The sequence below is a fragment of the Streptomyces bungoensis genome (genome assembly GCF_001514215.1).
In the GTDB taxonomy this organism is placed as follows: Bacteria; Actinomycetota; Actinomycetes; order Streptomycetales; family Streptomycetaceae; genus Streptomyces; species Streptomyces bungoensis.
In genome coordinates this window covers 206619-230091 of the sequence record NZ_KQ948853.1, presented here as the reverse complement: position 1 = coordinate 230091, position 23473 = coordinate 206619, and the positions used below count along the sequence as shown (strand labels likewise).

Sequence of the window (23473 nt, the reverse complement as noted above, 5' to 3'; positions counted from 1 at the left end):
TCGTCTGCGTGCTCAGGGGCTGAGGCGCTCCACCGTCCAGGTGCCGTCCCCCCGGGAGACGTAGCGCAGGCGGTCGTGGAGGCGGTTCTCGCGGCCCTGCCAGAACTCGATGATCTCCGGGGTGATGCGGAAGCCGCCCCAGTGCGGCGGGACCGGGACCTCCTCGCCCTCGGGGTAGCGGGCCTCCAGGTCGGCGTAGGCGGTGTCCAGGTCGGTGCGGGAGGCGATCACCGTGGACTGGGCACTGGCCCAGGCGCCCAGCCGGGAGCCGTGCGGGCGGGTGCGGAAGTAGGCGGTGGTCTCTTCCCTGCTGGTGCGGCGGGCGGTGCCGGTGACGATGACCTGGCGGGCGATGGGGTGCCAGGGGAAGAGCAGCGAGACGTGCGGGTTCTGCGCGAGGTCGCGCCCCTTGCGGGAGTCGTAGTTGGTGTAGAAGACGAAGCCCTCGCTGTCGAACTGCTTCATGAGGACCGTGCGCGAACTGGGGCGTCCCGTGGCGTCGGCCGTGGAGACGACCATCGCGTTGGGTTCGTAGAGGGTGCCGTGCAGGGCCGCCCGTGCGGCGTCCTCGAACCAGCCGGCGAAGTGGTCCATGGGCTGCGTGGCGAGGTCCTTCTCGTCCAGCCCGGCCGCCCGGTACTGCTTGCGCATGGCGGCGGGGTCCAGGAGGGGGTCGAGGGTGGCGTCGCTGTCGGTCACGCGGTCATCCTGCCGTATCGAACGGGCGTGGCACTCAGTGTCGTGTGGGCTCCCCAACTATGGCACTCGGGGTTATCGTGCTGGTTCCGACGCGGTTCGGGTGACCACCGGCCTATCGGGGCATCACCGGGGTGACCGCCGCCGACACTTTCACGAGGAGCCGCCTGATGTCCGACTTCGTACCCGGGCTCGAAGGAGTCGTCGCGTTCGAGACGGAGATCGCCGAACCGGACAAGGAGGGCGGCGCCCTGCGCTACCGGGGCGTCGACATCGAGGATCTGGTCGGGCACGTCTCCTTCGGGAACGTGTGGGGGCTGCTGGTGGACGGCGCGTTCAATCCCGGACTGCCGCCCGCCGAGCCCTTCCCGATCCCCGTGCACTCCGGTGACATCCGCGTCGACGTGCAGTCCGCGCTGGCCATGCTGGCCCCGGTGTGGGGCCTGAAACCGCTGCTGGACATCGACGTGGCGCAGGCTCGCGCCGACCTCGCGCGCGCCGCGGTGATGGCGCTGTCGTACGTCGCCCAGTCCGCGCGCGGGCAGGGGCTGCCGATGGTGCCGCAGCGGGAGATCGACAAGGCGGGCTCCGTGGTGGAGCGGTTCATGATCCGCTGGCGGGGTGAGCCGGACCCGAAGCACGTGGCGGCCGTCGACGCGTACTGGACGTCGGCCGCCGAGCACGGCATGAACGCCTCCACGTTCACCGCGCGGGTCATCGCCTCGACCGGGGCGGACGTCGCCGCCGCGCTGTCGGGTGCGGTGGGCGCCATGTCCGGGCCGCTGCACGGCGGTGCGCCCTCGCGGGTGCTCGGCATGATCGAGGAGATCGAGCGCACCGGCGACGCGGAGGGCTACGTCAGGCGGGCCCTGGACCGCGGTGAGCGGCTGATGGGGTTCGGGCACCGGGTGTACCGGGCGGAGGACCCGCGGGCGCGGGTGCTGCGGCGTACGGCGCGGGAGCTGGGGGCGCCGCGGTTCGAGATCGCGGAGGCGCTGGAGAAGGCGGCGCTGGAGGAGCTGCACAACCGGCGGCCGGACCGGGTGCTGGCGACGAACGTGGAGTTCTGGGCGGCGATCATGCTGGACTTCGCGGAGGTGCCGGCGCACATGTTCACGTCGATGTTCACGTGCGCGAGGACGGCCGGCTGGTCGGCGCACATCCTGGAGCAGAAGCGGACGGGGCGGCTGGTGCGGCCGTCGGCGAAGTACGTGGGGCCGGGACCGCGCAGTCCGCGGGACGTCGAGGGGTACGCGGACATCGCCCACTGAGGGAGCCGCTGAGGGGCGCGGGCGGTCGCACGCCGGTGCGGCCGCCCGCGCCCCTTGCGGCAGGGTCACGCCGGGGTCAGCAGGTCCCCGTGGTGCCGCTGCGCCGCCAGCGGGTGGGCCCTGAGCTTGCCCTTGAGTTCGTTGTAGCCGTACTCGGCGTACAGCGGGTTGGCCGGGTCGGTGGTGATGCCGGGGGCCGTGGTGGCGTGCGGGAAGGGCAGCGGCTCGATCCGGGCGTCCAGGCGGGGGTTGTAGAAGAACGGGACGGAGAAGCGTTCCGTCGCTCCGGGCGGGCTCACCACGCGGTGGTTGGTGGCGATCAGGTAGCCGTTGGTCGCGACCTCGAGGAGTTCGCCCAGGTTGACGACGAAGGCGCCCTCGATCGGCGGCACGTCGTGGAAGCGGCCGTCCGCGCGCTGGACCTGGAGGCCGCCGACGGCGTCCTGCAGGAGCAGGGTGAGGAAGCCGTAGTCCTTGTGGGCGCCGACGCCCTGGTCGGTGCCGTCGCCCGCGCTGCCGGGGTAGCGGACGAGCTTGAGGTGCGGGTGGGCGTGCTCGCCGAAGACGGGGTCGTAGAAGCCTGCGGGAGCGCCGATGGCGGTCAGCAGTTCGCGGAGCAGGCGCTCGGCGACGGCGCTCAGCCGGTCGATCCAGGCGAGGGCGGCGGTGCGCAGTCCGGGGAGGGCGGCCGGCCACTGGTTGGGGCCCTGCAGCCACCAGTAGGGCGGTTCGCCGGGGCCGGGGACGTGGGCGGGGCGTTCGGCGCCTATGTCGAGCTGGTCGCGCCAGTCGCGGGCACCGGCGGTGCGTTCGTCGCCGGTGCGGGTGTAGCCGCGGAAGTGCGGGGAGCGGACGTTGTCGAGGGCGAGCCGGTCGGCCTCGGGGAGGGCGAAGAAGGCGCGCATGGCGGTGAGCAGCGCGTCGGTCTCGGCCGGGGTCACGCCGTGGCCGACGAGCTGGAAGAAGCCGACGTCGTGGGCGGCGCTGTGCAGCTGGGCGTGGAGGAGGGCGCGGGCCTGGGGGCCGCGGTCGGCGGCGGAGAGGTCGATGATGGGGAGCTGGGCGTACGACGGGTTCGTCGCGGTGTGCGTCGTCATGGGGTGCGTCCGCTGGGTGTACGGGGCACGGGCGGCCGCCGGGGGTGTGGCGGCCCCCGGGTGCCGGAAGAGGGAGAAAGCGCGCAGGGGGCTGGGTCAGGCGGAGAAGCGCCGACAGCCCATGCTCGTGACGCGCACGTAGTCCACGTGGCGGCGTCGGACGAGCATCGGAAGCATGGAGCACAGGGTACTGCGGTTCGCGGGATGCGCCTGTGGCCGGGCTCACTGTGCCGGGGCCGCGGTGGGCGAGGTCGGAGTTCGCCCTGGAGGTGGACCGTGCGGTGCCCGTCTCGTCGCCCGGCCGGCCGGCCGGCCGCGGAAGTCCTCGGTGATCTCGGGCCGGTTCCAGGATTCGAGGCCGAGATGGCCGTGGGCGTGGTGGTCGTCGCGCCGGCTCGGTGGCGGCTCAGTCCAGGGCCGTGTCCACGAGTGCCGCCCATTGGGCGACCACGCGCTCGCGGCGGGCGGTGTCGTCGGTGAGGAGGTTGGCGAGGCCGAGGCCGCGGGCCATGTCGAGCAGGCCCTGGACGGTTTCCCGGACGCCGGGGCGGGACTCGTCGGCGCCGAGGAGTTCGACGGCGATGCGGTGGGACTCGCGGCCGACGCGGGCCTCGAGTTCGGTCACGCGCGCGCGGAGCTGTTCCTCGTCGCTGGCGGCGACCCACAGGTGGAGGGCGGCGCGGAAGAGGGGGCCGGTGTAGAGGCCGACGACGGCGGCGACGACGGCGCGGCGGTCTGCGGGGCCGTCGGGGAAAAGTTCGCGCAGGGCGGTGGAGCGTTCCTCGGCGACGTACTCGACGGCGGCCGTGAAGAGGTCCTCGCGGGTGGGGAAGTGGTGCTGGGCGGCGCCCCGGGAGACGCCGGCGCGTTCGGCGACGACGGAGACCGTGGAGCCTGCCCAGCCGTGCTCGGCGAGGCAGGCCACGGCGGCCTCCAGGAGCCGCTGCCGGGTGGCCCGGCTGCGGTCCTGCTTGGGTACGCGGTCGCGTTCCGCCGCTGTACTCACACCACCACCCATGCCGCATCCCGTCTTTCCAGGAAGGCCGTCATCCCCTCCCGGGCGTGGGCGGAGGAGAACAGCCGGGCCGAGAGCGCGGTCAGGTGGGCCGCGTCCCGGTCGAACGTCTCCAGCACCCTAGCCGTGAGCAGCCGTTTCGTCTCGGTCAGGGCCTCGGGGGCGGAGCGGCGCAGGCCGTCGAGGACGGGGGCGAGGGCCTGGTCGACGTCGTCGGCGGTCGTGGTGAGCAGGCCGAGGCGTACGGCCTCGGCGGCGTCGAAGCGTTCGCCGGTGAGGTAGTAGCGGGCGAGGGCGCGGGGGTCGGCGCGCGGGAGGACCGGGAGGGAGATCACGGCGGGGGCGACGCCGATGCGGACCTCGGTGAAGGCGAAGGTGGCGGCCGGTGCGGCGGCGGCGATGTCGCAGGCGGCGAGGAGGCCGAGGCCGCCGGCGCGGACGTGGCCGGTGATCCGGGCGACGACGGGTTTGGGCAGCGCGACGATCTGGCGGAGCAGGCCGACGAGGGCGTCGGGGTCGGGCGGGTCGCGCAGGTCGGCGCCGGCGCAGAAGGTGGTGCCGGTGTGGGTGAGGACGACGGCGCGGACGCCGGGGTCCTCGGCGCAGTCGGCCAGCGCGTCGGCGAGGGCGGCGACGAGGGCGGCGGAGAGCGCGTTGCGGGTGCCGGTGGAGTCGAGGCTGAGGGTTTCGACGGCTCGCTCGCGGGTGCGGCCGATGAGGGCGGTCATGGGTGCTCCCGGAGCTGTCGGCGCAGGATCTTGCCGGAGGCGGCGCGGGGGACGGTGTCGAGGAAGGTGACCTTGCGGACGCGTTTGTAGGGGGCGACGCGCTCGCCGACGTAGAGCATGATCTCGTTCTCGGTCAGGTCGCCGGCGGTGGCCCGGCGGACGACGAAGGCGTGCGGGATCTCGTTGCCGTCCTCGTTGCGGGCGCCGACCACGGCGGCGTCGTCGATGCCGGGGTGGGTGAGCAGCAGGGCCTCGAGTTCGGCGGGTGCGACCTGGAAGCCCTTGTACTTGATGAGTTCCTTGACGCGGTCGACGACGAAGAGCCAGCCGTCCTCGTCGACGTGGCCGACGTCGCCGGTGTGCAGCCAGCCGTCGGGGTCGATCACGGCGGCGGTGGCGTCGGGGCGGCCGAGGTAGCCCTTCATGACCTGCGGGCCGCGGATGAGGATCTCGCCGGGTTCGCGGGTGCCGAGGTCCTTGCCGGGGTCGTCGAGGGAGACGATGCGCATCTCGGTTCCGGCGATGAGCCGGCCGACGGTGCCGGCGGGGGCGTCGTGCAGGCGGTCGACGGGGACGACGTGGGTGCCGGGGGAGAGTTCGGTCATGCCGTAGGCCTGGCCGATCGGGGGCAGGCCGAGGCGTTCGGCGCAGACGGTGGCGAGCTGCGCGTCGAGGGGGGCGGCGGCGCTGATGACGTACTGGAGGGAGGACAGGTCGTAGCGGGCGACCGCGGGGTGTTTGGCGAGGGCGAGGACGATCGGCGGGGCGACGTACAGGCCGGTGATGCGGTGGGTCTCGATGGCGGCGAGGAAGGTCTCGAGGTCGAAGCGGGGCAGGACGACGACCGTGGCGCCCTTGCGCAGCGGGGCGTTCATCAGGGCGGTGAGGCCGTAGATGTGGAAGAAGGGGAGGACGGCGAGGATGCGGTCGCCGGGTCCGGCGGGGACGGCGGGTTCCAGCTGGGCGAGGTTGGTGGCGATCTGCCGGTGGGTGAGCATGACGCCCTTGGGGGTGCCGGTGGTGCCGGAGGAGTACGGCAGGGCGGCGACGTCCTCGGCCGGGTCGAAGGCGAGGTCGGGTTCGGGGGCGGTGGTGGCGAGCAGGTCGATGAGGGAGCGGTGCCCGGGGGCGCTGTCGCAGACGAGGATCTCCCGGATGCCGCCCGCGAGTTCGGCGGCCCGGCGGGCGGACGCCAGCAGGGGCGAGACGGTGACGATCCAGCGGGCGGCGCTGTCGCGGAGCTGCTCGGCGAACTCCTCGGGGGTGGCGAGGGGGTGCGCGGTGGTGACGGAGGCGCCGGCGCGGGTGGCGGCGTAGAAGGCGGTGGGGAAGGCGATGGTGTTGGGGCTGTGCAGGGCGAGGACGTCGCCCTTGCGGACCCCGGCGTCGGCGAGGGCGGCGGCGAGGCGCCGGTGGAACCGGTCCACCTGTCCGTAGGTGAGGGTGGTGCCGTCCGTGCCGTCGATCAGGGCCGGGTGGTCGCCGAACTCGGCGGCCCGGCCCAGGACGGCTTCGTGGATGGGGAGTTCTACGGGCGGGACGTCTGCGTACGCGCTGCGGAACACGGTTCCTCCAAGCGGCCACGAGGGGTCTGCGCGAGTGTCTAGTACGACTTGGGCAGACCCAGGGTCTGGTGGGAGACGTAGTTGAGGATCATCTCCCGGCTCACCGGAGCTATACGGGCCACCCGTGAGGCCGTGATCAACGAGGCGAGTCCGAACTCGCGGGTGAGCCCGGCGCCGCCGAGGGTGTGCACGGCCTGGTCGACGGCCTTCACGCAGGCTTCCGCGGCGGCGTACTTGGCCATGTTGGCGGCCTCGCCGGCGCCGATGTCGTCGCCGCTGTCGTAGAGGTGGGCCGCCTTCTGCATCATCAGCCGGGCCAGTTCCAGGTCGATGTGGGCCTGCGCCAGGGGGTGGGCGATGGCCTGGTGGGCGCCGATGGGGACCTTCCAGACGGTGCGGACGCGGGCGTACTCGATCGCCTTGGCGAGGGCGTGGCGGCCCATGCCGATCGCGAAGGCGGCCGTCATGATGCGTTCGGGGTTGAGTCCGGCGAACAGCTGCAGCAGGCCGGCGTCCTCGTCGCCCACGAGCGCGTCGGCGGGCAGCCGCACGTCGTCCAGGACAAGCTCGAACTGCTTCTCGGCGGCGTTCAGTTCCATGTCGATGGGGTGCCGGGCGAAGCCCTCGGTGTCGCGGGGGACGATGAACAGGCAGGGTTTGAGGCTGCCGGTGCGGGCGTCCGCGGTGCGGCCGACGATGAGGGTGGCGTCCGCCTGGTCGACGCCGGAGACGTAGATCTTGCGGCCGGTGAGGAGCCAGTCGGCGCCGTCGCGGCGGGCGGTGGTGGTGATGCGGTGGGAGTTGGAGCCGGCGTCGGGTTCGGTGATGCCGAAGGCCATCGTGCGGGTGCCGTCGGCGAGTCCGGGCAGCCAGGCCCGCTTCTGCTCCTCGGTGCCGAAGCGGGAGATGACGGTGCCGCAGATGGCCGGTGAGACGACGAGCATGAGGAGCGGGGAGCCGGCGGCGCCCAGTTCCTCCAGGACGATGGAGAGTTCGCCGATGCCGCCGCCTCCGCCGCCGTACTCCTCCGGGAGGTTGACCCCGAGGTAGCCGAGCTTGCCCGCCTCGGCCCACAGCTCGGTGGGGTGGCGGCCCTCCGCGATGGTGCGGGTGATGTAGTCGCGGCCGTAGCGCCTGCCGAGCGCGGAGACCGCGGATCGCAGGGCCTTGTGCTCTTCGGATTCGATGACGGCGGTCATGGGCGCTCCTGGGACGGGGTTTCCCGCACGACGGCGAGCACCGTGCCGGGTTCCACCTGCTGTCCGGGCTCGGCGTGCAGGGCGGTGAGGGTGCCGGTGGCGGGTGCGGTGATGCGGTGCTGCATCTTCATGGCCTCCAGCCAGATCAGGGGCTGCCCGGCCTGGACGGCCGCCCCCTCGGCCAGGCCTTCGGCGACGCGTACGACGGTGCCCGGCATCGGGGCCACCAGGGAGCCCGGGGCGAGCTGGGCGGCGGGGTCGGGGAAGCGGGGCAGGGCGGTGAGGCGGGTGCCGCCCACGTGGATCTCGTCGCCGTAGCGCGCGACCTCGAACGTCCGGCGTACCCCGTCGGCTTCGAGGACGACGGTGTGCGCGTCGGCGTGCACGACGCGGACGCCGTCGGCGGCGAGGCCCTGCCGGGTGTGCCGGTAGTGGACCTCGTGCTCCTGCCCGGCCGTCTCGTACCGCTTGACCTGCGGCTGCGAGGGGACGTTGCGCCAGCCGCCGAAGCGGGAGCGGCCGTGGGCGTCGGCGAGGGCGGCGGCGAGCGGGGCGTGCGGGTCGGGGGCGGGGGCCGTCAGGGCGGGCAGGTGGCGGTCGTAGAAGCCGGTGTCCATGCGGGCGGCGGCGAGTTCCTCGTGCCGCAGGGAGCGGACGAGGAGGTCGCGGTTGGTGACCGGGCCGTGCAGCCGGGTGCGTTCGAGCGCGCCGGCGAGCCTGCGCAGCGCCTCCGCGCGGGTGGGGGCGTGGGCGATCACCTTGGCGAGCATCGGGTCGTAGTGGACGCCGATGGTGTCGCCGTCGGTGTAGCCGGTGTCCAGGCGGACGCCGGGCGGTACGTCGAGCCGGTGCAGGGTGCCGGTCTGGGGCGCCCAGTCGCGCGCGGGGTCCTCGGCGTACAGGCGGGCCTCGACGGCGTGGCCGCGCGCGGGGGGCGGGTCCACCGGGAGGGCGTGGCCCTCGGCGACGCGGATCTGCTGCGCGACCAGGTCGATGCCGAACACCTCCTCGGTGACGGGGTGTTCGACCTGGAGGCGGGTGTTCATCTCCAGGAAGTGGGCGCGGCCGTCGGCGACGAGGAACTCGACGGTTCCGGCGCCGACGTAGGAGACGGAGCGGGCGGCGCGGACGGCCAGGCCGTGCAGTTCCTCCTCCAGTCCCGGGGACAGGCCGGGTGCCGGTGCCTCCTCGATGACCTTCTGGTGGCGGCGCTGCAGGGAGCAGTCGCGGGTGCCGAGGGCCCAGACGGTGCCGTGGGTGTCGGCGAGGATCTGCACCTCGACGTGGCGGCCGTGGGCGAGGTACGGCTCGACGAACACCTCGCCGTCACCGAACGCGCTCGCCGCCTCGGCGCGTGCGCCCTCCAGTGCGGCGGGCAGCTCGTCCAGGCGGCGCACGACGCGCATGCCGCGCCCTCCGCCGCCCGCGGCGGCCTTCACCAGCACCGGCAGGTCGGCCTCGGTGACGTCGGCCTCGCCGAGCGGCGCGACGCCCATCAGTTCCTTGGCGCGCGTCTTGGACGCCATCGCCTCGATGGCCTCGGGGGGCGGGCCGATCCAGGTCAGGCCGGCGTCGAGGACGGCGCGGGCGAAGCCGGCGTTCTCGGAGAGGAAGCCGTAGCCGGGGTGCACGGCGTCCGCGCCGGCGGCGAGGGCGGCCTTCACGACGAGGTCGCCGCGCAGGTACGTCTCGGCGGGCGTCGCGCCCGGCAGGCGGACCGCGGTGTCGGCCGCGCGCACGTGGAGCGCGTTCTCGTCGGCGTCCGAGTGCACGGCGACCGTGCGGATCCCCCACGCGGCGCAGGTGCGGAAGATCCGGCAGGCGATTTCGCCGCGGTTGGCGACGAGGAGTGTCTGGACCATGGACCTCACATCCGGAAGACGCCGAAGCCGCCCCGCGCGCCCTCGTAGGGGGCGGTGTGGACGGCGGACAGGCACAGGCCGAGGACGGTGCGGGTGTCGCGCGGGTCGATGACGCCGTCGTCGTACAGCCGCCCGGACAGGAACATCGGCAGAGACTCGGACTCGATCTGCTGCTCCACCATGGCGCGCAGGGCGGCGTCCGCGTCGTCGTCGTAGGGCCGGCCCTTGGCGGCGGCCGACTGCCGGGCGACGATCGACAGCACGCCGGCGAGCTGCTGCGGGCCCATGACGGCGGACTTGGCGCTGGGCCAGGCGAACAGGAAGCGGGGGTCGTAGGCGCGCCCGCACATGCCGTAGTGCCCGGCGCCGTAGGAGGCGCCCATCAGGACGGACAGGTGGGGGACGCGGCTGTTGCTGACCGCGTTGATCATCATGGCGCCGTGCTTGATGATGCCGCCCTGCTCGTACTGGCTGCCGACCATGTAGCCGGTGGTGTTGTGCAGGAACAGCAGCGGGATGTCGCGCTGGTTGGCGAGCTGGATGAACTGGGCGGCCTTCTGCGACTCGGCACTGAACAGCACGCCCTGGGCGTTGGCGAGGATGCCGACGGGGTAGCCGTGCAGGGTCGCCCAGCCGGTGGCGAGGCTGGTGCCGTACAGCGGCTTGAACTCGTCGAAGTCGGAGGCGTCGACGATCCGCGCGATGACCTCGCGGGGGTCGAAGGGGGTCTTCAGGTCCTCCGGGACGATGCCGAGGAGTTCCTCGGCGTCGTACTGGGGCGGCTCGGCGGCGGGCGGATCGGGGTGGGCCTTGCGGTGGTTCAGGCGGGCGACGACGCGGCGCGCCTGGCGCAACGCGTCCTGCTCGTCCACGGCGAAGTAGTCGGCGAGGCCGGACACCCGGGCGTGCATCTCCGCGCCGCCCAGGGACTCGTCGTCGCTCTCCTCGCCGGTCGCCATCTTCACCAGGGGCGGCCCGCCGAGGAAGACCTTGGCCCGCTCCTTGACCATGATGACGTGGTCGGACATGCCGGGGATGTAGGCGCCGCCGGCGGTGGAGTTGCCGAAGACGACGGCGACGGTGGGGATGCCGGCGGCCGACAGCCGGGTGAGGTCCCGGAAGATGGCGCCGCCGGGGATGAAGATCTCCTTCTGGGAGGGCAGGTCGGCGCCGCCGGACTCGACGAGGCTGATGCAGGGCAGCCGGTTGGCGAGCGCGATGTCGTTGGCGCGCAGGGCCTTCTTCAGGCTCCACGGGTTGCTGGCGCCGCCGCGCACGGTCGGGTCGTTGGCGGTGATCAGGCACTCGACGCCCTCGACGACGCCGATGCCGGTGACCAGCGAGGCGCCCACCGTGTACTCGCTGCCCCAGCCGGCCAGCGGGGACAGCTCCAGGAAGGGCGTGTCGGGGTCGAGGAGGAGCTCGATGCGCTCCCGGGCGAGCAGCTTGCCGCGTGCGCGGTGCCGCTGGACGTACTTCTCGCCGCCGCCGGCGAGGGCCTTGGCGTGTTCGGCGTCGAGCTCGGCGAGCTTGGCGAGCATGGCGTCGCGGTGGGCGCGGTGGTCGGGGCCGGCCGTATCCAGGGCCGAGGTCAGGACGGTCACCACGTACCTCCTGAAGCGCCCTGGCTGCTGAGCCGGGGGGAATGGGGGCTCGGGCAGGCCACGGCGGGGATACAGGAATCGCCTTCCGCTGCAGCCACAAAGCCGAGTGTGGCACCGTCCGCCATTTCGCAGCGTGACGCCTCCACACGCAAAGACTGGCGACATTCAGGCAGGCGAACGTTTGTTTCCAAGTCGCCTCGTTGGGGTGGTCTCGGCGAAACGCCGGTACTGGCATGCGGGCGTCGTACGTAGGGTCGGGTCCCGGAGGTCGGATGAGCAGTGCCGGGCGTGAGCGAGGGGGTGACGGAATGGCAGCGGAAGAAGCGGATGGGACGGGACATGTTCGGTACACCTACCGGCTGCGGGTGTCGGCCACCGCCCGTACGGCCCTTCTGGCGGAGTGGGACCGGTGCCGTTGGCTGTGGAATGAGTGCGTGGCCCGCTCGAAGAAGGCCCATACGGACGGGGAAGAGTGCGGTCCGGCACGGCTGGACCGGATGCTGACGCACGCTCGCGCCATCACCCCTTGGCTGGCTGAGGGAGCATCGGTACCCCAGCAGCAGTTGATCCGTGACTTTGGCAAGTCTCGTACGAAAGCACTGGGGGACATCAAAAAGCAGCTGCCGGTAAGGCTGCGGGCCGGAATGCCGGGTTACAGGAAGAAGCACCAAGCCAATCCGAGTCTCAACTACACCCGTCGCGGCTTCCGACTCAAGAACGGCCGACTGCACCTGGCAGGCAGGATCGTGCTGACTGTGGTGTGGTCGCGTGATCTGCCTGCCGAACCGTCGTCGGTGCGGGTGTACCGGGACAGTGTTGGCGACTGGTACGCCTCGTTCGTCGTCCCCACCCAGGTCGAGCAGCTGCCGGAGACCGGCCAAGTGCTCGGCGTTGACTGGGGCATCAAGGAGATCGCGACCACCACCAGCGACACGCACGATCTTCCTCATCCTGAGCATGGCAAGAAGGCCAAGACAAGGGTGTCCCGCTACGACCGGATGATGGCCCGCCGCACGCCTCAGAGGGGACAGCCCAAGTCGAAGGGCTACCAAAAGGCGAAGAAGTGGCGAGCAAAGGCCTACCAGAAGATCGCCCGGCAGAGAGCGGACACCGCCCGCAAATGGGCCAAGCGAGTCGTGCGGGACCATGACGCAGTAGCGGTCGAGGACTTCAGGCCGAAGTTCCTCGCCAAGACGAACATGGCGCGCAAGGCCGCAGACGCCGCAATCGGCGCCACCAAGAAGGCTCTGATCGAGATGGGCCGCAAGCACGGGGGCGACGTCCGCCTGGTACACCCCGCACACACCACCATGGACTGTGCGTCGTGCGGAGCGAGAACCAAGCACGCACTTCCCCTTTCGCAACGTACCTACACCTGCACCGCGTGCGGAGCCGTCTCTCCCAGAGACAAGAACTCCGCCCACGTGATGCTGGTCCGGGCTGGTCTGAACCCGGCTGGCGCCGATGGCGTAAGTCCTCCTGGAGCGCTGCTCCAAAAGGCCGCCTGAGCCAGGAATTCCCCTGTCCTTCAAAGGGGGAGCGGTCAAAGCAGGGCCTCCGGGATGTCCAGGTGGCGGGAGCGCAGCCATTCGCCGAGGGCCTTGGCCTGCGGGTCGAAGCGGGCCTGCGCGGCGACGCCGGCGCCGAGGATGCCTTCGACGACGAAGTTGACCGCGCGGAGGTTGGGCAGCACGTGCCGGGTGACGGGCAGGTCCCGGCTCTCGGGGATGAGTTCCCGGAAGCGGCCGGCGGTCAGCTCGTGGGCGAGCCACCGCCAGGCGTCGTCCGAGCGCGCCCACACGCCCACGTTGGCGTTGCCGCCCTTGTCGCCGCTGCGGGCTCCGGCGACCAGGCCGAGGGGGGCGCGGCGGGTGGGGCCGGGCGGCAGCGGCTCGGGCAGCGGGGGCTCGGGGAGCGGGTCCGGTGCGGCGGTCGCGTGCGCGGAGGCGTCCGGGGCCGGTGCCACGGTCACCCGGCGCCCGTCGGGGAGGACCGCCACGTGGTCGACGGCGTCCTGGGGGACGTACGCCTCCTCGAAGACCCCGTAGGGGGCGCCCTTCCCGGGTGGCGCCGGCACGTGGAAGCCGGGGTAGCTGGCGAGGGCGAGTTCGATGGCGGCCCCGCTGAGCGCCCGGCCGACGAGACGCTGGTCGGGGTCCCGTACGACGAGCCGCAGCAGGGCGCTGGCCGTCTCCTCGGTGCCCGCGTCGGCCCGGTCGGTGCGGACGAGGTCCCAGCGCACCTCGGCGGGCGGCGCCTTGGCGAGCGCGTCGGCCAGCTGCTCGCGGACCAGCGCGGCCTTGGCCTCGATGTCGAGTCCGGTCAGGACGAACACCACCTCGTTGCGGAACCCGCCGAGCCGGTTGAGTCCGACCTTGAGGGTCGGCGGCGGGGCCTCGCCGCGCACGCCCTCGATCCGCACCCGGTCCGGCCCGTCCTGGGCGAGCCGTGCGGTGTCCAGGCGGGCGGTGACGTCGGGGCCGAGGTAGCGGGCGCCGCCGGTCTCGTAGAGCAGCTGGGCGGTGACCGTGCCGACGTCGACGAAGCCGCCGGTGCCGGGGTGCTTGGTGACGACGCTGCTGCCGTCGGCGTGGATCTCGGCCAGCGGGAAGCCGGGCCGGCGGACGTCCCCCTCCCGGAAGAACGCGTAGTTCCCGCCGGTCGCCTGGGTTCCGCACTCCAGGACGTGCCCGGCGACGACGGCGCCGGCGAGGCGGTCGTACTCCCCCGGCTGCCAGCCGAAGTGGGCGGCGGCGGGCCCGGTGACGAGGGCCGCGTCGGTCACCCGACCGGTGATCACGACGTCGGCGCCGGCCCGCAGGCACGCGGCGATGCCGAAGCCGCCGAGGTAGGCGTGGGCGGCGAGGGCTCCGGGGTGGGCCGCGCCCAGGTCGTCGCCCTCGACGTGGGCGACCCGGACGGGGACGCCCAGCCGCTCGGCCAGCCGGCGGACGGCGTCGGCGAGTCCGGCCGGGTTGAGGCCGCCCGCGTTGGTGACGATCCGCACCCCGCGCTCGTGGGCGAGGCCGAGGCAGTCCTCCAGCCGGCTCAGGAAGGTGCGGGCGTATCCGGCGTCCGGGTCCTTCAGGCGGTCGCGGCCGAGGATGAGCATGGTGAGTTCGGCGAGGTAGTCGCCGGTGAGGACGTCGACCTCGCCACCGGTGAGCATCTCGCGCAGGGCGTCCGCGCGGTCGCCGTAGAAGCCGGAGAAGTTGCCGACGCGCAGCGCCCTCACCGTCCGGCCTCCTTCGCGGGGCGGCCGGTGCCGGGCGGTCCCGCGAACGCCTGCGCGATGCCGAGCCAGCGGTCGGCGTCCGGGCCCTGGGCGCGCAGGGCGAGGTCGGCGCGGTGGGCGCGCTGGGTGACGAGGAGGCAGAAGTCGAGGGCGGGGCCGGTGACGCGCTGCGCGGCGTCCTGCGGGCCGTAGGCCCACACCTCGCCGCCCGGCGCGGCCAGTTCCACCCGGAACTCGTCCGCGGGCGGGGTGAGTCCGTGCACCCCGAAGGCGAAGTCGCGGGTGCGCACCCCGAGCCGGGCCACATGACGGAGCCGGTCGGTGGGTGGGCGCTCCACACTCAGGGCGTCGGCCACGTCCAGCGAGTGGGCCCAGGTCTCCATGAGCCGGGCGGTGGCCATGGAGGCGGCGGACATGGGTGGGCCGTACCAGGGGAAGCGGGCGCCGGGCGGCGCGGCGCGCAGCGCCCGGTCGAGGGCGGCCCGCCCCGCGCGCCACGTCGACAGCAGCTCGGTGCGCGGCAGGCGCGCACCCTCCTCCGCCCCCTCGTCCAAGAACGAGCCGGGGGCGGCGAGTGCCTTCTCGACCAGGCCCCGGAAGGCGTCGGCGTCGGTGACGGCCAGCAGCGCGGAGTGGTCGGTCCAGGCGAGGTGCGCGATCTGGTGGGCGACGGACCAGCCGGGTGCCGGAGTGGGAAGGCTCCACTGCTCGGGGCTCAACTCGGCTACGAGCAAGTCCAGTTCGTCGCTCTCGGCACGCAGGTCGTCGATGACGGGCGTCGGGTCGGCCATGGGGGGAGCATGGCAGCGGGGCGAGAAACAATCAAGCATGCTTGCATGAATTTGGCACGGAGACGCGCCGGAAGACGGCGGGTGCCTGACGCCCCCGGCGCAGTACCGTCGGCCGGCGCCCGACGAGGACGGTTACCTCGGGGGGCCTGTGGCAGGGGTCGGCCGCCGGGCGCGCCCGGTCAGGCGTCCGGGGCCTTCGCGCGCAGCCTGGCGCCGCCGACCTGGGTGCGTACGGCGCCGATGCTCGCCGCGATGACCAGGGCGATCGCGGCCGCCTGGGCGGCGGAGAGGGACTGGCCGAGGATCAGGAAGCCGGCCGTGGCCGCGAGGGCCGGTTCCAGGCTCATGAGGATGGCGAAGGTGGAGGAGGGCAGGCGGCGCAGGGCGATGAGTTCCAGGGTGTAGGGCAGGACCGAGGACAGGAGCGCCACCGCCGAGCCCAGGGCGACGGTGGTGGGGTTCAGCAGCCGGCTGCCGGCGTCGGCGATCCCCAGGGGCAGGATCAGGAGGGCGCCGACCGCCATGGCGAGGGCCAGCCCGTCCGCCTGGGGGAACCGGCGGCCCGTCCGGGCGCTGAAGACGATGTAGGCGGCCCACATGGCACCGGCGCCCAGGGCGAAGCCGACACCGACGGGGTCGATGCCGCTGAAGCCCCCGCCGCCGAGCAGGAAGACGCCCGCCAGGGCGAGACCGGCCCACAGTGCGTTGATCGCGCGGCGGGAGCCCAGGACGGACAGGGTGAGCGGGCCGAGGACCTCCAGGGTGACCGCGGCACCCAGCGGGATGCGGGCCACCGCCTCGTAGAAGAAGCCGTTCATCCCGCCCAGGGTGATGCCGAAGACGACCACCGTCGCCCAGTCGCCGCGGGAGTGGCCGCGCAGCCGCGGACGGCAGGCCAGGAGCAGGACGACGGCCGCCGCCAGCAGCCGCAGCGTGACGACGCCGAGCGCTCCGGCCCGCGGCATCAGGGTCACCGCGAGCCCGGCGCCGAACTGGACCGAGACCCCGCCGGCCAGCACCAGGCCGACGGGCCCGAAGGAGCCGAAGCGGCCGCGCCCTCCGCCCGGGGCGACCGGCGTGGGCGTGGCGGAGCTGGTGGTACTGGAGGTAGCACTCACGGTGGTCCTGCCGCTTGGTCGACGGTGTTCATCACGATGCACTGGCAGGTTCAGGGTAATGACCTTCAACAGGTGCGTAAACCACTTATGCCACTGTCCCACATGCTGACATCACGCGCCCGGCCAGGAGACCGGAGCCGGTGCCCGAGCGGGCGGCTCCGGCCACAGCGGCAGGCGCAGCTCGGCCGTGTCCGTCACCGCGCCGTTCTGCGAGCGGTGCAGCCGCGCGTACGCCCCGCCGCGGGCGAGCAGCTCCTCGTGGCGGCCCGTCTCGACGATCCGGCCGCGGTCCACGACCAGGATGCGGTCGGCGTCCGGGGCGAGGTTGAGGTCGTGGGTGATCATGATGGTCGTACGGCCCGCCATCAGCCGGCGCAGCGGCTTGACGACCCGGCGGGCGGCCAGCGCGTCCAGGCCCGTGGTCGGCTCGTCCAAGACCAGCACGGGCGCGTCGCGCAGGAGGGCGCGGGCGATGGCCAGGCGCTGGAGCTGACCGCCGGACAGGCGGGCCGTGTTCGGGTCGACCCGGGTGTCGTAGCCGTCGGGCAGCCGGACGATGAAGTCGTGGGCGTCCGCCGCCCGGGCCGCCTCCTCGATCGCCCGGTCGCCGGCGCCGGGCCGGCCGCAGGCGATGTTGGCGCGGACCGTGTCGTGCAGCACCAGGGTCTCCTGCGGCAGCAGGGTGACGTACTCGCGCAGGCGGGCCAGCGGGTAGTCCCGCAGGCGGACGCCGTCCAGCAGGATCCGGCCGGCGTCGGGGTCGTAGAAGCGCAGCAGCAGCTTCGAGACGGTGGACTTCCCGGCGCCGCTCGGGCCGGTGACGATGACCAGCTCGCCGGGGGTGACGGTGAAGGACAGCCTCTCCAGGGCGGCCCGGTCGGCGCCCGGGTAGCGGAAGGAGACGTCCTGGACCTCGACGGTGCCGTCCGGGCGGCCGGTCTCCGTGGGACGCCGGGGGTCGCGCACCGACGGACGGGCGTCCAGGATCTCGATGAGCCGCTCGGCACCCGCGGTGGCCGCGGTGACCGTGAGCCCGAGCTGGGCGAGGCCGCGCACCGGCGGATAGAGGTAGCCGAGGAACGCGGCGAAGGCGAGGAGCCGGCCGAGGGTCATCCGGCCGGTGGAGATCTCCCAGGCGCCGATGCCGATCACGGCGAGCACGCACACCGTCTCGATGACCTGGACGAGCTGCTCGTACGCCTCGTTCAGGCGGGTGGACCGGACGGAGGCGCGGAACCAGGCGTTCGCCTCCTCGCGCAGCCGGCGGCGCTCGGCGTCGCGCCGGCCGTAGGCCTGGGTCAGCACGATGTTGCCGAGCGACTCCTCGACGACGGAGGTGATCGCGCCGTCGGCGACCCGGCCCTCGCGGGACACGGCCCCGAGGGAACCGGAGAAGCGGCGGGCGGCCAGCCAGAACAGGGGCGCGAGGACGAAGGTGGCGGCGGCCAGGTCCCAGCGCAGCCAGAACGCGGCGGCCGCGTAGAAGAACGCGGAGAATGCGGCCGAGGCGGCGCCCACCAGCCCCGACACGACCATCGTCTCGATCGCCTCGACGTCGCCGGTCAGCCGGGAGAGCAGGTCGCCCTGGCGGTGGCGCTGGAAGAAGTGCGGGGGCAGCTGCTGCACATGGTCGAAGACGTGCTCACGCAGCCGCAGCACGAACCGCTCGGTCACCCACGCGGCGATCGAGTTGCCCGCGTACGCGACGAGGGCGCCGGCCACCGCGATGCCCAGCCACTCCACGGCCGGCGCCCAGAACGCGCCGAGCGAGCCCGTCGCCAGGGCGTGGTCGGTGAGGTCGCCGAAGAGCAGGACGGCCCCGGTCTCGGCCAGTGCGGCCAGCACCGTGCACACCCAGACCAGCAGCAGCGGGCCGCGCAGACCCCGGGTCAGCGGCCAGAAACGGCGAAACGCCGTGCGGGCCGGAATGGAAGGGGTGCCGTATTCGTGTTCATCACCCTCGGCGTCCATGACGTATTCCCTTCTGCGGCCGTTTGGGCCGCCACCGCCCCGAACTAATCGGGAACGAATACAGAAAGGGGCCGACGGTGCACCATCGACCCCTTTCCGTTCAGCGCCGGTTCAGCCGGTTCAGCGATCGTGACCGGGCAGCGGCTTGGGCAGCGGCTTGTGCGCGTGCTTCTTCGCCTTCGGCTTCGGCGGCGGCGGGAGCTGCTTCGACTTGGGCTTGGGGGGCAGCGGGGCAAGCTTCCTGAAGCTCATTTCCGACTCCTGGTTCTAGACGGTTCGGCTCTTTGCGGTTCACAGTTCACTGTCCGGGAATTTCCGCGTCCGGTGTTCCCGACACCGAAGAAACTACCTGCCGCCCGGGCGGCCGGACGGTAAAAATGGCAAAGGGGCGCTGTGAACACCTTGGAATTCCTGGGGAATTCCTGAGAGACCGGCGCGAGCCTGAGAATGCGCCGGGGAACCTGGGAGCCGGCTTATCGGCCGGTGCCGGTGGCCCCCTCCGAATCCCCGTCCGGCCCCCCGTCGAGCCCCTCCGCCAGCACTTCCGCCAGGTGCCGGCCCCGGACGCCGGCCAGCTGCTCCAGCTGGGTGCGGCAGGAGTAGCCGTCCGCGAGGATCACCGTGCCCCCGGCCGCCGCCCGTACCGCCGGCAGCAGCTGTTCCTCCGCGCAGGCCCGGGACACCTCGAAGTGGCCCTTCTCGAAGCCGAAGTTGCCCGCCAGGCCGCAGCAGCCGCCGCTCAGGTCACCGGTCAGGCCGGCCGACTCGCGCAGGCGGCGGTCGGCGGCGTCACCGAGGACGGCGTGCTGGTGGCAGTGGGTCTGACCGGCGACGGGGCGGTCCGCGGCCGGCGGGGTCCACTCGGGCGCGTGCTCCTCCAGGGTCTCGGCGAAGGTGCGGACCACCGCGGCGAGACGGGCGGCGCGCGGGTCGTCGTGCAGGAGTTCCGGGAGGTCGCCGCGCAGGGCCGCCGCGCAGCTCGGCTCCAGGACCACGACCGGGGCCCCGGCCCGCAGCACCGGCTCCATCACGTCCAGCGTGCGGCGCAGCACGGCGCGGGCGCGGTCGAGCTGGCCCGTGGAGACGTAGGTCAGACCGCAGCAGACGCGGCCCCGGCGGCCCGCCGGCGGCAGCTCCACCCGCAGCCCGGCGGCCTCCAGCACCCGTACGGCCGCCCGGCCCACCTGGGGCGAGAGGTGCTCGGTGAAGGTGTCCGGCCACAGCACGACCGGGTCCCCGGCGGCCCGGCCGCCGCCCCGGCGCCGCCACCAGCGGGTGAAGGTCTCCTCGGCGATCCCCGGGACGTCCCGCTCCGGCGCGATCCCGGCCAGCCGCTTGCCCAGGCGTGCCGCCACGGTGACGGAGGCCAGCCGGTTGACCAGCGCGGCCGTGCCCGTCCGCGCCACGGCGCGCAGCCACTCGGGCAGCCGGCCCAGCACGTGGTGCGCGGCCGGGCGGCGCCGGCCCGCGTAGTGGTGGTGCAGGAACTCCGCCTTGTACGTGGCCATGTCCACGCCGACCGGGCAGTCGGAGCGGCAGCCCTTGCAGGACAGGCACAGGTCCAGCGCGTCCCGGACCTCCGTGGAGCGCCACCCGCCGGTGACGATCTCGCCGGCGAGCATCTCGTGCAGCAGCCGGGCACGCCCCCGCGTGGAGTGCTCCTCCTCGCCCGTCACCCGGAACGAGGGGCACATCACCGCCGGTCCCGCCGACGTGGCCGTACGGCACTTGGCGACGCCGACGCAGCGGCGGACGGCCGCGCGGAAGTCGCCGCCGTCGGCCGGGTAGCCGAAGGCGACGTCCACCGGGCGGCGGGGCAGCACGGAGAAGCGGAGATCGGTGTCCAGGGGGGCCGGGCGGACCAGCATGCCGGGGTTGAGCAGGTCGTCGGGGTCCCAGACCGCCTTGGCCCGCTCGAACAGCCGCACGGTCTCGGCGCCGTACATGCGGGGCAGCAGCTCCGCGCGGGCCCGGCCGTCGCCGTGCTCCCCGGACAGCGAGCCGCCGTGGGCGACGACCAGGTCGGCCAGGTCCTCGGAGAAGCGCCGGAAGCGGCCGACGCCGGCCTCGGTGAGCAGGTCGAAGTCGATGCGGACGTGGATGCAGCCGTCGCCGAAGTGCCCGTACGGCGTGCCGCGCAGGCCGTGGCCGGCGAGCAGGGCGCGGAAGTCGCGCAGGTAGGCGCCGAGCCGGGCGGGCGGCACCGCGCAGTCCTCCCAGCCGGGCCAGGCCTCCGTGCCTCCCCCAGACTTCGTCCGGGAGGTGCCCCCAGGTATCCGGGTCGCCGTGCCGCTGGCGTCCTCGCGGATGCGCCACAGGGCGCGCTGCGCGGCCGGATCGGTCACCACCAGGGAGCCGACGACGTCGGCCGCGCGGACGATCGCCTCCGCCCGCGCGCGGGCCTCGCCCGCCGTCGCCCCGCCGGTCTCCACGAACAGCCAGGCACCGCCCCGCGGCAGCCCGGCCGGCGAGCGCACCAGGTCGGCCGCCATGCCCTCCACCGTCAGCGGCCCGAGCGGCAGCAGCCCGGCGGCCGCCTCGGCGGCGGCGCTCTCGTCGGCGTAACCCAGTACCGCCAGCGCCCGGGCGCGGGGCGCCTCCACGAGCCGTACGACCGCCTCCGTCAGGATGCCGAGGGTGCCCTCCGAGCCGCAGAAGGAGCGGGCGACGTCGGCACCGCGCTCGGGCAGCAGGGCGTCCAGTGCGTACCCGGAGATGCGGCGGGGCAGGTCGGGGAACCCGGTGCGCAGCCGCGCCAGTTCGCCCTCCACGAGTGCGCGCAGCCCCTCCGGGGCGCCGGCCCAGTCCCGTCCGGGCCGCAGCAGCCGCCCGCGGGCGGTGAGCACGGACAGCTCCCGGACGCTGTCCGCCGTCGTGCCCCAGGCGACCGAGTGCGCGCCGCACGAGTTGTTGCCGATCATCCCGCCGAGCGTGCACCGGCCGTGCGTGGACGGGTCGGGGCCGAAGCGCAGGCCGTGCGGGGCGGCGGCCTCCTGCAACCGGTCCAGGACCAGGCCGGGCTGCACGACGGCCGTGCGCGCGGCGGGGTCGAGCGCGAGCAGCCGGTTCATGTGCCGGGTGAAGTCCAGCACCACGCCGACCCCGGTCGCCTGCCCCGCGATCGAGGTCCCGCCGCCCCGCGCGACCACCGGAATCCCCCGCTCCCGGCACACCTCCAGGACGGCCGCCACGTCGTCGGCGTCCCGGGGCGCGACCACCCCGAGCGGGACCCGACGGTAGTTGGACGCGTCCATGGTCGTCAGCGCCCGGGAGGTCGCGTCGAACCCGACCTCGCCCCGCACCACACGGCGCAACTCACCCACGAGAGAGGCCGTCCCACCCGCACGATCCGTCATACCGCCCAGCTAACCAGCCCACCGCGACCACGACCCCGCCTCCCGGGTCACCCGACGGTCAGGGGCGCGACCACCCCGAGCTTCCTGGCCCGGACCACCCGGCGCGGCCCGCCCGCGAGAGAGGCCGTCCCGCCCGCACGATCCGTCGTGCCGACCGGCCGGTCCCGGCCACGACACGGCCTCCGGGCGACCACCGCCGTCTCCCCGCCCGGCGTGTCCACAGGACGGCCGTCACGTCGCCGACGGTCAGGGGCGCGACCACCCCAGCGAACTTGCCTGGACCACCCGGCGCAACCCGCCCGCGAGGGAACCCGTCCCGCCCGCACGATCCGTCGTGCCGAGCGGCCCACCAGCCCGCCCCGCCACGACACCGCCTCTCGGCCACCACCGCCGTCCCCCCGTCCGGCGCGTCCCGGGACGGCCGCCACGTCACCGACGCTCAGGGGCGCGACCACCCCGAGCGACCTCGCCCCGGACCAACCGGCGCAACCCGCCCGCGAGAGAGGCCGTCCCGCCCGCGCCACCGCCCGCCCCGGCCACGGCACCGCCTCCCGGGCGACCACCCACCCGCGCTCCCGGCACACCCGCAGGGGGGCCGCCACGCCATCGGCGCCCCGGACGGCCCCGCCCCCACCACCCGACGCGACTCCCCCACGAGACCCCGCCCGCCCGACCGCTCCCCCGCCCGCCGGCATCCGTCATCGCGCGCCCGGCCGACCGGTTCCGGCCACGACACCGTCTCACCGGACGGACGAGGTTTCGCCCCGGTTTCCCCCAGCCGCTAACCTCCTTTCCGTGGCCGACATCCAGATCCCCGCTGACATCAAGCCCGCCGACGGACGCTTCGGCGCGGGCCCCTCCAAGGTGCGCACCGAGGCGCTGGACGCCCTCGCCGCCACCGGTACGTCTCTGCTGGGCACCTCCCACCGACAGGCCCCCGTGAAGAACCTCGTGGGCCAGGTCCGCGAGGGCATCAGCTCCCTGTTCTCGCTCCCCGAGGGCTACGAGGTCATCCTCGGCAACGGCGGCTCCACCGCCTTCTGGGACATCGCCACCCACGGGCTGATCGAGAACAAGTCGCAGCACCTCAGCTTCGGCGAGTTCTCCTCGAAGTTCGCCAAGGCGGCCAAGCTCGCCCCCTGGCTGGCCGAGCCGACCGTCGTCGCCACCGACCCGGGCACCCACCCGGAGCCGCGGGCCGAGGCGGGCGTCGACGTCTACGCCTACACCCACAACGAGACCTCGACCGGCGTCGCCATGCCGATCAAGCGGGTCGAGGGGGCCGACGAGGGCGCGCTGGTCCTCGTGGACGCCACCTCGGGCGCCGGCGGCCTCCCGGTGGACGTCTCCGAGACCGACGTCTACTACTTCGCCCCGCAGAAGTCCTTCGCCTCCGACGGCGGCCTGTGGATCGGCGTCTTCTCCCCGGCCGCCATCGAGCGCGCCGAGCGCGTCCACGCGTCCGGCCGGCACGTCCCGGAGTTCTTCAGCCTGCCGACGGCGATCGACAACTCCCGCAAGAACCAGACGTACAACACCCCGGCCCTCGCCACCCTCTTCCTGCTGAACCAGCAGCTGGAGTGGATGAACGGCCAGGGCGGCCTCGACTGGACCACGGCCCGCACGAAGGACTCCTCGACCCGCCTGTACACCTGGGCGGAGGAGTCCAAGTACGCGACGCCGTTCGTCTCCGACCCGGCCAAGCGCTCGCAGGTCATCGGCACCATCGACTTCGCCGACGAGATCGACGCGGCCGCCGTCGCCAAGGTGCTGCGCGCCAACGGCATCGTCGACACCGAGCCGTACCGCAAGCTCGGCCGCAACCAGCTGCGCATCGCGATGTTCCCGGCGATCGACCCGGCGGACGTCGAGGCCCTGACGAAGTGCGTCGACTACGTGATCGAGAAGCTCTAGCTCCAGCCGTCCGACGCGACGGCGAAGGGCGCCCGGCGGACACCGGGCGCC

The 23473-nt window shown here is 73.6% G+C and carries 17 protein-coding genes; 3 read left to right on the top strand and 14 right to left on the bottom strand.

What is annotated here, in order from left to right; genetic code table 11:
• Positions 1-12: 12 nt before the first annotated feature.
• Positions 13-699, bottom strand: a complete 687-nt coding sequence (gene pdxH / locus AQJ66_RS08575) for a pyridoxamine 5'-phosphate oxidase (RefSeq protein WP_061918762.1) — start codon at positions 697-699, stop codon at positions 13-15.
• A gap of 167 nt (positions 700-866) precedes the next feature.
• On the opposite strand from pdxH, the gene AQJ66_RS08570 reads away from it, so the two are divergent.
• Entirely contained in the window at positions 867-1967 is a 1101-nt protein-coding gene (locus AQJ66_RS08570; protein WP_061918760.1) for a citrate synthase 2, read from the top strand.
• Between the two features lie 65 nt (positions 1968-2032).
• Here AQJ66_RS08570 and AQJ66_RS08565 read toward each other — a convergent pair whose 3' ends face one another.
• The 7 genes from AQJ66_RS08565 to AQJ66_RS08535 form a co-directional block, all read right to left on the bottom strand.
• Positions 2033-3064 (bottom strand): isopenicillin N synthase family dioxygenase, encoded by a 1032-nt coding sequence (locus AQJ66_RS08565; protein WP_061918758.1) that lies wholly within the window; start codon positions 3062-3064, stop codon positions 2033-2035.
• 406 nt (positions 3065-3470) lie between these two features.
• Complete coding sequence (locus AQJ66_RS08560) at positions 3471-4082, bottom strand: TetR/AcrR family transcriptional regulator (RefSeq protein WP_061918756.1); 612 nt, start codon at positions 4080-4082, stop codon at positions 3471-3473.
• Positions 4067-4807 carry an enoyl-CoA hydratase family protein gene (locus tag AQJ66_RS08555; RefSeq protein WP_061918754.1) on the bottom strand — a complete coding sequence of 247 codons (741 nt, stop codon included), beginning with the start codon at positions 4805-4807 and terminating at the stop codon, positions 4067-4069. Before AQJ66_RS08555 ends, AQJ66_RS08560 begins: the two co-directional genes overlap by 16 nt.
• Positions 4804-6372: a 4-coumarate--CoA ligase family protein gene (locus tag AQJ66_RS08550; RefSeq protein WP_061918752.1), complete on the bottom strand. Its 1569-nt coding sequence runs from the start codon at positions 6370-6372 to the stop codon at positions 4804-4806. Before AQJ66_RS08550 ends, AQJ66_RS08555 begins: the two co-directional genes overlap by 4 nt.
• A 38-nt stretch (positions 6373-6410) precedes the next feature.
• On the bottom strand, positions 6411-7571 hold the full coding sequence (locus tag AQJ66_RS08545; RefSeq protein ID WP_061918750.1) for an acyl-CoA dehydrogenase family protein: 1161 nt from the start codon (positions 7569-7571) through the stop codon (positions 6411-6413).
• Positions 7568-9433, bottom strand: coding sequence for an acetyl/propionyl/methylcrotonyl-CoA carboxylase subunit alpha (locus AQJ66_RS08540; protein ID WP_061918748.1), 1866 nt, complete (start codon positions 9431-9433; stop codon positions 7568-7570). The genes AQJ66_RS08545 and AQJ66_RS08540 overlap by 4 nt, the downstream gene beginning before the upstream one ends.
• A 5-nt stretch (positions 9434-9438) precedes the next feature.
• Positions 9439-11037, bottom strand: a complete 1599-nt coding sequence (locus AQJ66_RS08535) for an acyl-CoA carboxylase subunit beta (RefSeq protein ID WP_061918747.1) — start codon at positions 11035-11037, stop codon at positions 9439-9441.
• Between the two features lie 308 nt (positions 11038-11345).
• Here AQJ66_RS08535 and AQJ66_RS08530 point away from each other — a divergent pair, with 308 nt between their 5' ends.
• Entirely contained in the window at positions 11346-12545 is a 1200-nt protein-coding gene (locus tag AQJ66_RS08530) for an RNA-guided endonuclease InsQ/TnpB family protein (RefSeq protein ID WP_061918745.1), read from the top strand.
• A gap of 35 nt (positions 12546-12580) precedes the next feature.
• Here the strand turns inward: AQJ66_RS08530 and AQJ66_RS08525 are convergent, their stop codons facing one another.
• From AQJ66_RS08525 to AQJ66_RS08505, 6 genes are all read right to left on the bottom strand, one after another.
• Positions 12581-14272: an acyclic terpene utilization AtuA family protein gene (locus AQJ66_RS08525; protein ID WP_061918743.1), complete on the bottom strand. Its 1692-nt coding sequence runs from the start codon at positions 14270-14272 to the stop codon at positions 12581-12583.
• Positions 14269-15063: a TIGR03084 family metal-binding protein gene (locus tag AQJ66_RS08520; RefSeq protein ID WP_061918740.1), complete on the bottom strand. Its 795-nt coding sequence runs from the start codon at positions 15061-15063 to the stop codon at positions 14269-14271. The genes AQJ66_RS08525 and AQJ66_RS08520 overlap by 4 nt, the downstream gene beginning before the upstream one ends.
• 179 nt (positions 15064-15242) lie before the next feature.
• Complete coding sequence (locus tag AQJ66_RS08515) at positions 15243-16181, bottom strand: EamA family transporter (RefSeq protein ID WP_079060136.1); 939 nt, start codon at positions 16179-16181, stop codon at positions 15243-15245.
• A 111-nt stretch (positions 16182-16292) separates the two neighbouring features.
• A complete protein-coding gene (locus tag AQJ66_RS08510) occupies positions 16293-18152 on the bottom strand; it encodes an ABC transporter ATP-binding protein (RefSeq protein ID WP_079060135.1) in 1860 nt (619 codons plus the stop codon).
• A 120-nt stretch (positions 18153-18272) separates the two neighbouring features.
• On the bottom strand, positions 18273-18404 hold the full coding sequence (locus AQJ66_RS40600; RefSeq protein WP_279617312.1) for a hypothetical protein: 132 nt from the start codon (positions 18402-18404) through the stop codon (positions 18273-18275).
• A 221-nt stretch (positions 18405-18625) separates the two neighbouring features.
• On the bottom strand, positions 18626-21508 hold the full coding sequence (locus AQJ66_RS08505) for an FAD-binding and (Fe-S)-binding domain-containing protein (protein ID WP_061918735.1): 2883 nt from the start codon (positions 21506-21508) through the stop codon (positions 18626-18628).
• A 795-nt stretch (positions 21509-22303) separates the two neighbouring features.
• Here AQJ66_RS08505 and serC point away from each other — a divergent pair.
• Complete coding sequence (gene serC / locus AQJ66_RS08500) at positions 22304-23422, top strand: phosphoserine transaminase (protein WP_061918733.1); 1119 nt, start codon at positions 22304-22306, stop codon at positions 23420-23422.
• Positions 23423-23473 lie beyond the last annotated feature (51 nt).

Excerpts from the sequence above, each read along its gene's own strand:
- AQJ66_RS08570 (WP_061918760.1), top strand. The coding sequence starts at position 867 with ATGTCCGACTTCGTACCCGGGCTCGAAGGAGTCGTCGCGTTCGAGACG.
- AQJ66_RS08565 (WP_061918758.1), bottom strand. The coding sequence starts at position 3,064 with ATGACGACGCACACCGCGACGAACCCGTCGTACGCCCAGCTCCCCATC.
- AQJ66_RS08560 (WP_061918756.1), bottom strand. The coding sequence starts at position 4,082 with ATGGGTGGTGGTGTGAGTACAGCGGCGGAACGCGACCGCGTACCCAAG.
- AQJ66_RS08555 (WP_061918754.1), bottom strand. The coding sequence starts at position 4,807 with ATGACCGCCCTCATCGGCCGCACCCGCGAGCGAGCCGTCGAAACCCTC.
- AQJ66_RS08545 (WP_061918750.1), bottom strand. The coding sequence starts at position 7,571 with ATGACCGCCGTCATCGAATCCGAAGAGCACAAGGCCCTGCGATCCGCG.
- AQJ66_RS08540 (WP_061918748.1), bottom strand. The coding sequence starts at position 9,433 with ATGGTCCAGACACTCCTCGTCGCCAACCGCGGCGAAATCGCCTGCCGG.
- AQJ66_RS08530 (WP_061918745.1), top strand. The coding sequence starts at position 11,346 with ATGGCAGCGGAAGAAGCGGATGGGACGGGACATGTTCGGTACACCTAC.
- AQJ66_RS08520 (WP_061918740.1), bottom strand. The coding sequence starts at position 15,063 with ATGGCCGACCCGACGCCCGTCATCGACGACCTGCGTGCCGAGAGCGAC.
- AQJ66_RS08510 (WP_079060135.1), bottom strand. The coding sequence starts at position 18,152 with ATGGACGCCGAGGGTGATGAACACGAATACGGCACCCCTTCCATTCCG.
- AQJ66_RS40600 (WP_279617312.1), bottom strand. The coding sequence starts at position 18,404 with ATGAGCTTCAGGAAGCTTGCCCCGCTGCCCCCCAAGCCCAAGTCGAAG.
- AQJ66_RS08505 (WP_061918735.1), bottom strand. The coding sequence starts at position 21,508 with ATGACGGATCGTGCGGGTGGGACGGCCTCTCTCGTGGGTGAGTTGCGC.